Source organism: Sediminibacillus terrae (genome assembly GCF_009602435.1).
In the GTDB taxonomy this organism is placed as follows: domain Bacteria; phylum Bacillota; class Bacilli; order Bacillales; family Amphibacillaceae; genus Sediminibacillus; species Sediminibacillus terrae.
Genome location: NZ_VZDQ01000029.1, coordinates 53,773 through 65,915, shown reverse-complemented (window position 1 = coordinate 65,915; position 12,143 = coordinate 53,773). Strand labels below are relative to the sequence as shown.

At 44.3% G+C, this 12,143-nt stretch carries 11 protein-coding genes; 5 read left to right on the top strand and 6 right to left on the bottom strand.

Annotated elements, in window-relative coordinates; genetic code table 11:
- Together F6X55_RS20140 and F6X55_RS19585 are read right to left on the bottom strand one after the other, a co-directional pair.
- On the bottom strand, positions 1-1,472 hold a 1,472-nt coding region (locus F6X55_RS20140), incomplete at its 3' end, for a phage tail tip lysozyme (protein WP_202616152.1).
- Between the two features lie 263 nt (positions 1,473-1,735).
- Positions 1,736-2,365, bottom strand: coding sequence for a hypothetical protein (locus F6X55_RS19585; protein ID WP_153465449.1), 630 nt, complete (start codon positions 2,363-2,365; stop codon positions 1,736-1,738).
- Between the two features lie 361 nt (positions 2,366-2,726).
- Here F6X55_RS19585 and F6X55_RS19580 point away from each other — a divergent pair, with 361 nt between their 5' ends.
- The 5 genes from F6X55_RS19580 (at position 2,727) to F6X55_RS19560 (ending at position 6,406) form a co-directional block, all read left to right on the top strand.
- The gene (locus F6X55_RS19580) at positions 2,727-3,173 is read left to right on the top strand and encodes a hypothetical protein (protein ID WP_051382248.1); all 447 of its coding nucleotides are present in this window, start codon (positions 2,727-2,729) and stop codon (positions 3,171-3,173) included.
- 246 nt (positions 3,174-3,419) lie between these two features.
- Positions 3,420-3,770, top strand: coding sequence for a MarR family winged helix-turn-helix transcriptional regulator (locus F6X55_RS19575; RefSeq protein ID WP_337189846.1), 351 nt, complete (start codon positions 3,420-3,422; stop codon positions 3,768-3,770).
- Between the two features lie 14 nt (positions 3,771-3,784).
- Positions 3,785-5,011: an MFS transporter gene (locus tag F6X55_RS19570; RefSeq protein ID WP_153465445.1), complete on the top strand. Its 1,227-nt coding sequence runs from the start codon at positions 3,785-3,787 to the stop codon at positions 5,009-5,011.
- A 209-nt stretch (positions 5,012-5,220) separates the two neighbouring features.
- The gene (locus tag F6X55_RS19565) at positions 5,221-5,658 is read left to right on the top strand and encodes a MarR family winged helix-turn-helix transcriptional regulator (RefSeq protein WP_026569442.1); all 438 of its coding nucleotides are present in this window, start codon (positions 5,221-5,223) and stop codon (positions 5,656-5,658) included.
- A 13-nt stretch (positions 5,659-5,671) separates the two neighbouring features.
- The gene (locus F6X55_RS19560) at positions 5,672-6,406 is read left to right on the top strand and encodes a glucose 1-dehydrogenase (protein WP_153465443.1); all 735 of its coding nucleotides are present in this window, start codon (positions 5,672-5,674) and stop codon (positions 6,404-6,406) included.
- Between the two features lie 288 nt (positions 6,407-6,694).
- On the opposite strand, the gene yicI is transcribed toward F6X55_RS19560, so the two are convergent.
- The 4 genes from yicI to F6X55_RS19540 all read right to left on the bottom strand — a co-directional run bounded on the left by yicI (position 6,695) and on the right by F6X55_RS19540 (position 12,083).
- The gene (gene yicI, locus F6X55_RS19555; protein ID WP_153465441.1) at positions 6,695-9,007 is read right to left on the bottom strand and encodes an alpha-xylosidase; all 2,313 of its coding nucleotides are present in this window, start codon (positions 9,005-9,007) and stop codon (positions 6,695-6,697) included.
- 32 nt (positions 9,008-9,039) lie between these two features.
- The gene (locus F6X55_RS19550; protein WP_153465439.1) at positions 9,040-9,858 is read right to left on the bottom strand and encodes a carbohydrate ABC transporter permease; all 819 of its coding nucleotides are present in this window, start codon (positions 9,856-9,858) and stop codon (positions 9,040-9,042) included.
- Positions 9,859-9,860: 2 nt separating this feature from the next.
- Positions 9,861-10,742 (bottom strand): carbohydrate ABC transporter permease, encoded by an 882-nt coding sequence (locus F6X55_RS19545; protein ID WP_153465437.1) that lies wholly within the window; start codon positions 10,740-10,742, stop codon positions 9,861-9,863.
- Positions 10,743-10,820: 78 nt separating this feature from the next.
- On the bottom strand, positions 10,821-12,083 hold the full coding sequence (locus tag F6X55_RS19540) for an ABC transporter substrate-binding protein (RefSeq protein ID WP_237648723.1): 1,263 nt from the start codon (positions 12,081-12,083) through the stop codon (positions 10,821-10,823).
- Positions 12,084-12,143 lie beyond the last annotated feature (60 nt).

Below are 12,143 nucleotides of genomic sequence, written 5' to 3'. Positions count from 1 at the left end.
TCATTCCACTCCTGTAGCTGTGCTACGGTTACTCCAAATTTCACAGCGATCGAACTTAGGTTGTCTCCGGCCTGCACGGTATAGGTACTCGAACCGCTGCCTCCCCCGTCTGTCGGGGCTTTCACCCGTAATACCTGCCCGATTTGAATCGCATCTGGATCGCTGATGTTGTTCCATTCCTGCAATTGTGCGACTGTCACGCCAAATCTCAAGGCGATCGAACTTAGGTTGTCTCCGGCCTGCACGGTATAAGTACTCGAACCGCTGCCTCCCCCGTCTGCCGGGGCTTTCACCCGTAATACCTGCCCGATTTGAATCGCATCTGGATCGCTGATATTGTTCCATTCCTGCAATTGTGCGACCGTCACGCCAAATCTCAAGGCGATCGAACTTAGATTGTCTCCAGCCTGTACCGTATAAGTGCTAGAACCGCCGCCGTCTGAATCACCGGGATTGCCGTCCTCATTTCCATTACCGGTTAAATAGTTATACCAACCTATGGCCATATCAGCACGCTCCGGATGGAGATCTCTCGGTCGTTCAAAGTTTCTTTCAAATGCTCTTGCCGCTAAAGCAGGATCTTGCAACTGCGTGAATTCCTCCGGTGAATATGGATACTCCGGTTTTTCAAAGTACTGGGTGCCGCTGTACATCTGCCAATTAAGGAGCTCCAATTGCGTATGAATACTGCGGTAATCGCCTTCTATCCCTGCATCTTGAAGCAGTCGTTGAATATAGTCAACTCCTAATTCAGATCGATCCTCACTACTTGTCCATTGAACCAATCCATAACCACGGCCATTGGAAATTTCAGAAATATCCGGCATGATATATGATTCTTGTTCCATGTTTCCGAGCAAACCGGAAATTGCTGCAATGGTCCACCCCTTCTCCTTAAAATACTCTGTAATAATTTCCACATTATCAATTTGTTCTTCCGTATAGCCATTTCTTGAAGGATAGGCAGGTTCATTTGGCTGGGGTGCAGTTCCTTCAGCCAATTGTTCTCTAAAACGGTACCAACCAGTCCAGTTGCCATCTTTATTCAAAAATTGCGGGCAATTTTTACGACTTGCATCATAATGGCGAACTATATTGTCGAACGACACATTATATTTAGCCTGAAGCTCTAGGATTAGACCAATTGCATTGCTAATGGTTTCTTCATGAATATACTCTCCGCTTTCGACAATCATTTCGACCCCGATGGAATTGGCATTGGTAATTCCGTAAATACCGTTCCCATCTCCGCAGTGCCACGCGCTATTAGATTCTTCTACTACTTGGTAAATAGATGTTCTGTCGACAAAATAGTGTGCCGATGATTGTCTATCACCTCCACCGAAGTAATCTGCATTGTTTTTGGCCGTCTGCCCCGGTATTCCCACATCGTGAACGACGATATAATCTACTGTGCTCCCATTACGACTGGAAAAATTGTACTCCGAAATTTGTCTAGTAATACTTACCATAGTCCATAACACTCCTTGTAAAATAGTTTTGTAAAAGCTTTTACAAATCCATCTTACATTGGGCATTAGTGGAAAAAATCGCGATAAACTAATACATTTCTCTTGAAAAAATCCCGGAAATATTCCCGATTAACTCACCATCAGTTCGGATTTTAGTGGTTAAACCCCCATGGATGAACGAAGAAATCTCGCCGACTCTCTCCTTTAATGGCAGGAAAAAAGAAACAAGGACATAGCACTTTTTGTCCTTGTTTCTTCCTTCGTTACTTATAGTCTTGGATTAAAGTCAAACTATATTCTCCATCATAAGATACATAATTAACAGAATCGACATGAATATTGTTATTTTTTTCGGTCAAATCATCCATTATCTTTTCTGCCAGATCCATCATCCTATCAATTCTTTCATCGGTCTCCCCATTTTTAAGAGCTCCTGTGATTTCTTCATCACTTTCTTTGGTATCCGGAAGTATTTTAACCATATACTCTGTTTTTCCGGTGTCTTCATTTTGCCAGGTTTCTGTTGTATAATGCGTGTTTTCAATAGCATATTTTTCATTTAGATAATTTTCAATATCTTCTCTATTACTATCTGACTCATCCATATTTGCTTCCGTTTGTTCGTCTGGAGTTTCAGTGTCTGACTCATGATCAGCCTCTGAGGTGTTTTGATTTTTTTCAACCTCGGAGTCCGGTTCGTCTTCCTCTTCTTGTTTCTTGCTGTCCTGTTCATTTGAATCCTCATCAGGTGAATTCGAAGAATCCACACTTTCTTCCTTCGTGGATGTATCAGGGGTTGACGATGTTTCATCATTTGCTTTGGAACAAGCTCCTAGTGAAATCAGCAATAGTACTGCCATCATAATCCCCAGAGAGAACTTCATTTTATTCATTATGTATTTTTCCTCCCATCCCATGTCCCCTAGCCTAATAAACCAAGGTATTCTATCTATTCGCAAGTCGTAAACATTCTATTACCTGCAGAATAGGTCGATTTTTGCTATATCTTTAGTTTACCAATTAAGTAGGGGAGAAAGCTATAAGCAGAATTACTTAAATTACCATTTAGACGGAGAAGGAGATGGTAGGACCGTATACTTCATTTTGGTCTCTTTCATTCCGTTTGACTATAACAATTAATGTAAGCATATCCAAAATTATCGAAAAAAATCCACAAAATAGTTTACAAAATTAAACAACTTACTTCTTTAATTTATATATACCAAAAACAGGGTGAAGGAAAGGGGATTTTAAATGTTTTTTATTAATTTGGACAAACAAGAACGCAAAAAAATGATCAAAATCATCGAAAAACACCTAAAGAACTACCATAATTATAAGGTGGCAGCCGTCAACATAAAAAAACAGATAGAGCGTTTGTCATCATCACAAAGAAGTATGGAAGGCACAAAAATCGGCTTTTCCACCGACCGCCTTGAAAAATTAGAGGATGAATTAACGGAATTGGAAGTATTAATGGAATCGATAGAACGGGCAATAGCGGAGTTGTCCTCTATTGAAAAGGAATTCATTCAATACCGTTATTTCAACAATTGGTCGATCGATAAGTCCGCCATGGAAATTGGCTATAACGATAAAGCGCTTTTTACAATACGTAATCAGGCAATGGATAAACTTATTATTAGCCTGGGCGGGCTGGTGTTCACAGAGTTTCCCGAAGAAACAAGAAAAATCAATTAGCATGTTTGCATTGAGAAGAATACCAGTATTCTTCTCATTTTTTGTCTTTCCCTCTATAGCCGGGATTTCGCCCCTATTTCATAACCAGTGGACAGCACTTTTAACATTTGGTATTATAATATAGTTACTCTCGATAACCATTACCCTTGGTAACTATTCAAAAAGAGGTGTTTTCCCATTAAGTCTGCCCAAAAGTTCTTTCATCAACTGATTTTGTTGTACCGCCCTTTTGAAAATCAATTGAACGTGCAGCTCAGCAAACATCAGCTGCATCGGTCCCAATGGACGATATTGTACTACTTATACAATCACGGCGCATCGACCGCTGTCGAGATTTCCCACTATCAAGGCGTGGAGAAACCCACGGTGACGAGAACGATCGCCCGGCTGGAAGAATCAGGATATATCGAGCAGGTTGCCGGCAAAGATAAACGCGAAAAGCCCATGAAGTTGACGGAGCTGGGCACTCGTGTGTATGAAGAAGTCCGGGTCACCATCGATCAATTTGAACAGGAAGTTTTAGAAGGTATTTCTGAAGAAGAACAACAGGAGACCATCCGTATCATGGAACAAATACGAAACAACATGTTGAAATAAGGAGATAGAAATTCGTGACTCAATCAAAAGCAAAATTATGGACGAAAGATTTTACCATTGTATCCTCTGCTAACTTTTTCTTATATTTAGTCTTTTATTTATTATTGGTGACTATGGCTGTTTATGCGGTCGAACAATTTGGCGTCTCGGAAAGCCAGGCAGGGCTCGTGACCGGCGTATTCATCATCGGAACGCTGATCGGCCGGCTGTTCTTAGGAAGAATGATCACCAAAATCGGCAACAAAAAGATGTTGTATGCCGGTCTGATTTTCTTTATTTTGACTTCTGCCTTGTACTTTATTGATATCGGCATTACCTTTCTGCTCATCACTCGCTTGCTGCACGGAATTGCCTTGGGAATGGCGAGCACCGCGACCGGTACAATCGTCGCAGAGGTCATTCCGAAGGAGCGCAAAGGCGAAGGAATCGGTTTTTACAGCATGAGTATCACCCTTGCAACAGCAATCGGCCCTTTTATCGGCTTGTATATGAGTGAACATACAAGCTTCCAAACCATATTCGGTTTTTGTCTCGCACTGGGGATCATCAGTTTCCTGATTGCCCTGTTTGTCCGTGTACCGGTAGTGAAAAAACCGGAAAAAACGGCTGAAAAAACCGGCTTCAAACTGTCGCATTTCATCGAGCCAAAAGCATTGCCGATTGCACTGGTGGTCCTGTTATTATCGCTTGGCTATTCCAGTGTGCTGTCTTTCATCAATTTCTATGCGATTGAAATCGATCTGGTACAAGTAGCCAGTCTGTTTTTTGTTGTTTACGCTGTGGCTATCCTGGTATCCCGTCCTTTCACCGGGCGCTTGATGGACGTGAAAGGCGCCAATTGGGTCATGTACCCGACGTTCGCTTTATTTGCCGCAGGACTGCTTCTATTAAGCACGGCAGGTAACAGTTTTATTTTACTATTGGCCGGTGTTCTGATCGGTCTTGGCTTTGGTAACATGCAATCGACAACCCAAGCCATCGCAGTGAAAGTAACGCCGACACACCGGATCGGATTGGCGACTTCCACCTACTATATCGCACTCGATGCAGGGCTCGGTTTCGGGCCGTATGTTCTCGGTTTGATCATCCCATTATCCGGCTACCGCAACCTGTATATTATGATGGGATTGTTGGTGATTGGGACGACGGCGATTTATTATTTCATGCACGGGAAGAAGGAAAGCTCGGTTTTGGTGGACATAAATTCCATGGAAGCAGGTAATCCCAAAGCGAATGGATAGGGATATCTGAAAGATACACTAGCAACACTTTAAAAAGCCTGATCTGTAATGGATCAGGCTTTTCTATATCACGACCTCTTGAGAAATTGAAAAAAGAAGACGAACCAATTTGCAGTAAGTCTGTACATATCAATAGTTTAATGCTAAACTAAAAATAGTTTAACATTAAACTATTTTCGAAAATAAATCCGCTTAAGGGAGGAAGATTTTTGGAACAAAAAAATATTTTCAAACTAATTCACACTATACAGGAAATCAACAATGAGAATATTATCCGGTTCACCAAAGCATTCTCCTATCCGCTTGGGATTTCCCCTATTCTAGTTTTATCAGAATTAAAATCGAAAGGTCCTCTAAAACAAGTAGATTTAGCAACTACACTAGGCTATACCAAAGGGGCAATGACCAACATCGCTACTAAATTGGTTAATTTAAAGCTGGCAAAGAAGGTAAACGTCTTAAATGACCGACGGATTACACAGTTGAAGATTACTTCTGAAGGGGAAAAGGCTCTAGAGGAAGCCCAGGGAATTGGCCAAGAATTATTTTTACAACATTTTAACGTTCTGGATGAAAAGGAAATCACTCAATACTTGGAGATCCAGGAGAAACTATTAACAGGGATAAAAGAACAAAAACAATCATAAGGAGGAAATACATATGGGGAGAGTAAACGGAAAGGTTGCGATTATTACAGGAGGAGCACGGGGAATGGGCGCAGCTCACGCAAGGTTGCTCGAAAGCGAAGGTGCCAAAGTGGTGATTGCAGATATTCTTGAACAAGAAGGGCAAGCGTTGGCAGCTGAACTCGGGAATCATGCAAAGTTTGTCAGACTTGATGTCACCAAAGCTGCAGACTGGGAAAACGTTGTCTCTGAGACAGAAAAAACGTTTGGACACATTGATGTATTAGTGAACAATGCAGGAATCACGATGAATAAATCGTTGGAAGAAATTTCGGAAGATGAATACAGAAAAATTGTGGATATTAACCAGGTGTCCGTTTTCCTGGGCATGAAAACTGTTGCCCCAGCTATGAAAAAGGGTAACAGCGGCTCCATCATAAATATCTCGTCTATTAACGGCCTGGTCGGAGGAGCTATCGGGTATACGGACACAAAATTCGCTGTCAGGGGAATGACGAAAGCGGCAGCATTGGAATTATCTCCTTATGGAATCCGTGTAAATTCTGTCCATCCTGGTGTTATTGAAACGCCGATGATTGCACAAGAAGATTCAAAGGATGCGATAAAAGAGTTTTCTAAGCATATACCTAATCGAAGGATTGCCAAACCGGAGGAAGTATCAAACCTTGTACTATACCTCGCTTCAGAGGAATCAAGTTATAGTACCGGTGCTGAGTTTGTGATCGATGGCGGATTGACAGCACAATAGACTGAACCATCCTAACATAAAAGCCTGATTATAAAAAAATCAGGCTTTTTCATTCGGATACTGCAATCGGAACTTAACACTCTCTTACTATATCACTTTACTTTTCCTCAGTTATTTCTTATCAGAACTCTCTTTTTCTTCCACAAAACACTACTTTCCTACCAAAAAAAGTAATAAAGAAACCACCGTTTCCAATTTTCTAAAAGAGGGGGTCTTTTATTCGTTGAAAACGGTGGCCAGCTATTCTTGTTGTCTAGCTCTTGTCAGATAAAGATCGTTCAGCATTCATTAGAGAGTGAGCACCACCTCCTTTGAATCTTTCAGGCGGATGCACATACCGTCCGCTAGTTTTTCCAAATCACCAGAAGAAACGGATGTTAAAGAGTCCATTCCTTTTAAGACAACGGAATAGGAAAGTGACTCCATGTCTGTTGTGATGGTTATTTGGCTCCCTTTACGGGTTGCCTCGATTTTCCCTTTGCTTCTGCCAGTTGAATCTGTAACGGCAGCATTTGCTTTCTGCCCGTCGTTCAGCTGATAAATGGCAAAGGATACATCGTCCGCATAGTCATAATCGGGACGGTCGTTGGTTTTCCCCATCGCCAGGATGGTGTTTTCCTTTACGAACAGCGGCAGGCTCATATAGTCATAGTGTTTCTGATGCCAGGAACCTCCCTCGACTACTTCACCTGTCAGCAAATGGGTCCACTTGCCATGTGGCAAGTAGTAGGAGCCAATTCCCTCTTCATTAAAAATCGGAGCTACAAGCAGGGAATCCCCCAGCATGTACTGCTGATCGAGCACATGGCTGTTGCGGTCATCGGGAAATTCGAGCAGCATCGGCCGCATCACCGGAACCCCGGTCTGACGATTTTCTACTGCTTTCGCGAACAAATACGGCATCAAGCGGTTTTTCAACTGTGAAAAATGCCTGGTCACTTCCACCGCTTCTTCATCAAAAAGCCATGGCACCCGATAGGACTTGCTGCCGTGCAGGCGGCTGTGGCTGGATAACAAGCCGAATGCCGTCCAGCGTTTAAACAAATCAGGTGTGGCCGTGTTTTCGAAGCCGCCGATATCATGGCTCCAGTAACCAAAGCCGGAAAGGGTAAGTGAAAGACCTCCTCGCAAGCTTTCTGCCATCGATTCGTACGTGGCATCACAGTCTCCGCCCCAATGGACGGGGAATTGCTGACCGCCGGCAGTCGCTGCTCGTGCAAAAACAACCGCCTCGCCTTCCCCTCTTTCCTGTTTCAGTAAATCGAAGACCACCTGATTGAACTTGAATGCATAGTAATTGTGCATGCGCTCTGGATCTGAACCATCAAAATACACCACATCGGTCGGTATACGCTCGCCGAAATCCGTCTTGAAAGTGTCGACTCCCATATCCAGCAAGGGTTTCAATTTACTTGAGTACCATTCACAAGCGTCCGGATTGGTGAAATCGACAATCCCCATTCCCGCCTGCCATAAATCCCATTGCCAGACATCGCCGTTCTTCTTTTTAAGCAAGTAACCATTGGCGGCCGCTTCATCGAATAAAGGAGACTTCTCTGCAATATACGGATTGATCCACACACATATTTTCAGCCCTTTTGCTTTCAAGCGCTGCAGCATGGCCTCGGGTTCCGGAAAACAATCCCGATCCCATTCAAAATTGCACCATTCAAATTCTTTCATCCAAAAGCAGTCGAAGTGGAACACGCTTAATGGAATACCACGTTCTGCCATCCCGTCTACAAAATGATTGACCGTTTCCTCGTTATAATCAGTCGTAAACGAGGTAGTCAGCCATAAACCGAACGACCAGGCTGGGGGCAGTGCCGGTTTTCCAGTCAGTTCAGTATAACGGCCAAGGGCTTCTTTTGGTGTCGGGCCGTCGATCACGTAGTAATCCATCAGCTCTCCTTCCACACTAAATTGGGTTTTGGACACCGCTTCGGAACCTAGTTCAAAGCTGACATTTTCCGGATGATTGACAAACACGCCATAACCGCGGCTGCTTAGGTAAAATGGAACGTTTTTATACGACTGCTCCGAACTGGTTCCCCCATCCTTGTTCCAGGTTTCAACAACCTGCCCGTTTTTCACAAATGGCGTGAACCGTTCACCCAGCCCATACAAACTTTCCCCGACACCAAGATTTAACTGGGCGCGCATATAGCTTTCCTTTTCCGGCCCTTGGATCCAGGCAAGCCCCTTCGATTCCATATGCGTCAGCATCGTATCACCGTGCAAAAATTGGACGCGGAATGGGTTGCGCTGGATCCTTACTTGCAGGGAACCGTTGGAAACAAGGAGTTCCTCCTGGGTCGATTCTGTATTCAAAGATACTTCTTCAGGGGGTACGTCAAAATCGGGTCCCCGATGCACTTCTCCTTTATGATGCCACGCTTTTACACGGATGACGTTTTCGACTGGCGCGGTCAACTCGATTGTCAGCGAAGGAATATTCAATGTATCCCCACGGTGGTTGATATCCTTGCAAGGTGCAAAAAGAGTCACTCTTTCATCCTCGATTTTTACGTCACGTACCATTCTGGGAAAGTTGATGTCGTACCCTTCTCTGGTAAGCCAAAATCCATTGGTAAACTTCATCTGTTACTACACTCCTTACTGCATTGATTGCTCTATTTGATCGAGCCGCTGACCAAGCCTTTCACAAGTTGTTTCTGCAAGATGACAAAAATCACGATGACCGGCAGTACCGATACGGTAGCAAAAGCCATCAAGTCATTCCACTCGATTCCATAACGCCCGATTGCGTTGTATATCCCTGCCGTCAGCGGCCATAAGTCCTGGTTCCGGTTGAACGTCATGCTGAAGATCAAATCCCCCCAGGAAAAGAAGAAGGAAATGGCAGCACATACTACGATGCTTGGATACGATATCGGCACAATTACACGTATAAAGGTTCTGAACCGACCGCAGCCATCGATGCTTGCCGCTTCCTCCAGTTCTTTGGGAATACCCAGGAAAAAAGTCCGCAAAATCAAGACAGAAAACGGCACACCTAAGGTGGCACATGTAAGCACCGGTCCCCAATACGTGTTCAGAAGACTCAGGTTGTTAAAAACGATGAACAACGGTGTCAAAATGACGGTCGCCGGCAGCATTTGCGTGACAAGGAACAACAGAATCATGGGATTTTTCCCTTTCACTTTAAAACGAGCCAATCCATAAGCCGAAGGTACCGCCAGCACCAATACCAGAATCGTGGCCAAACCGGCGATCATGAAGCTGTTAAGGAAATACTGACCGACATTGTCCTTGAAAATATCGATGAAACTGGTGAACTGAAAGTCTTTCGGCCAAAACGTCGGCGTAGATTGAAAGATTTCGGATTGACTCTTAAAAGCCGTGATGATCATCCAATAAACGGGAAATAAAAAAATCAAGACGAAAAGGATCCCTAAACTATTCAACATCCATTCTTTTCGCTTTTGCATGCTTACGCCTCCTCATCCTTGTTAATCATGAACAGGTAGATGACACTGACAACCAGTAAAATGATAAACAAAATGTTTGCTGCCGCGGCCCCCAGGCTGAATTGGAACTCATTGAAGGAAAGCCGGTAAGCAATGGTGGACAACACTTCGGTCGAATTGATCGGTCCGCCTCCTGTCATGACAAACACCAAGTCGAACACTTTGAATGTATAAATAAATCCAAGCATCAACACAACGAGAAGTACCGGATGCAATAACGGAATCGTTATTTTGAACAGTTTCTGGAACCAATTTGCGCCATCCAGACTGGCACTTTCGTAGACATCCTCCGGCAGGTTGCTCAATCCGGTCGACAATAGCAGCATGTTGAACGGGATTCCGACCCAGATATTGGCGATGATGACACTCCACAAGGCAATGTCCGGATTGGAAAGCCATTGAATCGGATCATCGATAAAGCCGATTCCCATTAACATCTGGTTGAAGATCCCTTCTCCGGAGCCCATCATAAATTTATAAAGCAGGGCGGTAATGGTGAGCGGAATCAGCCAGCTGATCATCACGACACCTCGCAGGAAAGAAGCAAGCTTGAATTTCATGCTGAAAAACAAAGCAAGTAAAAAGCCGATCACAACCTGGAACACGACACTTCCGAGCGTGTACACAATCGTGTTCCAGACCGAAATCCCGAATCCGTCCTGATTGGCCAGCGCTTTATAATTATCGAACCAGACAAAATGCTTTTCACCGGTGGCCAGGCTGTTAAGGTCTACGTCTTGGAAACTTAAAATGATGTTGTAAATCAGGGGATATCCAATTAACAGCAGCATGAAAATCACTGCCGGGTAAATAAACAAATATTCTCCCCATCTGCCTTTTTTCATACCGATTTGTCTCCTTTTTCCCTGTATTCTTGATTGCGGTTTAAAGGCAAAGCCCCTCATGCCAAGGGGCTTTGTTCATTACTGGTCAACCGTTTCGCTGACGGACTCTGCTGCCTTGTTCAATGCTTCTTCTGGTGATTTTGTTCCGGTCAACGATTCCTGTATCGCAATTTGGATCGACTCGGAAATTTCCGGCCATTGCGGAGAAGGTCCTCTCGGTACGGCTCCATCCATGATCGGCACAAAACCGCTCAAATACGGATCCTCCGTCCAGTGGTCCGAATTTTCCAACACATCTTTTCTTGCCGGGAAGACACCCGTTTCGTACGTAAACGTTTCGTGACGATCCGGCTCCAGGAACCAGGTCAAGAAATCAAATGCGCCATCGACATTTCCGTCTTTAATGATGGTCAAGTTCTCTCCGCCTAAAACGGAAGCGAACTGTTCACTTTTAGGAATCTGACCGATGGAAAAGTTCATATCCGGACTTTCTTCCTTTAATCGCTCGATATTCCATGGCCCATTGACCATCATGGCCAGTTTTCCTGCGGCAAATTGTCTTGCCAGGTCATCCTGGGTAGCATTGACCACATCGCTGCCCATCGATCCCTCGTCTATCATGTCGGTCAAGAGCGTCATCGCTTCCACCGCGCCTTCCGAAGCGAGCGAATCATAGTCAGCCCCTGCAGAACGAAGGAAAGGATAGAACTGGAAAGCGCCTTCTTCTGATTTGACGGCAGAAACGGCAAAACCTTTTGCATCATCGCTTGTCAGCGCCTTTGCGTCTTCCTTCAATTCGTCCCAGGTAGTTGGCGGCTCTTCAATGCCAGCTTCCTTCAATAAATCTTCGTTATAAAACAGTCCAAGCGCATTACTGCCGACAGGCAAACCGTAGTACTTGCCATCATATGTGGCCGATTCCACGGGCCCTTCGTAAAAGTTATCGATTTCTCCCCACTCTTCAACCTTCGAAGTGATATCTTCCAAAACCCCCTGCTCAGCAAAGGCTGCATTGTCGACTACATCCATCAGTGCCATGTCAGGCAGCGTACCGCCGGCCACACCGACAGAAAGCTGCTTTTTTACATCGGCAAACGGAACGTATTCTCCTTCCACCTCATACTGATCCTGCGACTCGTTATACTCATCTATCAGACTTAAAAACTCTTCCTGCTGTTTTCCGGTGTAATGGAACCAGATGGTAACATCCTTGGAAGCTTCCGCTGCTTCTCCCTCACCACCAGATTGCTCGTCATCGGTGATGGAAGTTCCGCCACTGCATGCAGATAACACGAGTACCAATGAAATGACTGCCAATACTAAACCACTAATCCTTTTCACTTTTTGTCCTCCTAAAATAAACACAATTTTTTGTTAGAACATCATCAACTTTACACGGAT